1 protein-coding gene is annotated in these 640 nt (G+C 44.7%); it reads left to right on the top strand.

Annotation, left to right across the window (positions count from 1 at the left end):
- Positions 1-640 (top strand): IS982 family transposase (locus RM545_RS17490; protein ID WP_311496573.1); only part of this gene is annotated, 640 nt, incomplete at both ends.

Genomic DNA, 640 nt, shown 5'->3' with positions numbered 1-640 from the left:
ATAATCTATTCTAAAATTACCGAAATTTTTTGTTTTGTGGACGAATTTTGCAAAGAATATGACCAGATCGTCGAGAACCACCTTTTGGGTAACCCCTCCAAACGTCCACCGATAATGTCCAGGAGCGAGGTCATTACCATTTCCATCATCTTCCAGTTGAGCGGTTTTAGGACGTTCAAGCATTTTTATCAGTATTATGTGAAGGTGCATATGAAGGATGATTTTCCTCAAACGGTATCCTATAACAGGTTTACCGAACTCATGCAGGCCAACCTGATGCCAATGGCCCTCTTTCTAAAAACCTGTTGCCCTGGCCAGTGCACGGGTATATCCTTTGTTGACTCCACTCCGATAAGGGTCTGTAAGAACAAGCGCATAAAGCGTAACAAGGGATTCGACGGAATCGCCACCACGGGAAAATCGACCATGGGGTGGTTCCATGGTTTCAAGCTACATATCATTATCAACGACAAGGGGGAAATCATCAACTTCAGCATAACCCAGGCAAATGTGGACGACCGGGAGCCACTCAAGGACAAAAGTTCTCTCAAGCACATATACGGTAAGCTGTTTGCAGACAAGGGTTATATCGGCAAAGAACTGATGCAGGCACTTTTTGTTGATGGGGTGCACCTGATAA

The organism is Autumnicola lenta, from assembly GCF_031846515.1.
Classification (GTDB): Bacteria; Bacteroidota; Bacteroidia; order Flavobacteriales; family Flavobacteriaceae; genus Autumnicola; species Autumnicola lenta.
The sequence above is the reverse complement of the archived record's forward strand: the minus strand, read 5'-3'. Positions and strand labels throughout refer to the sequence as shown.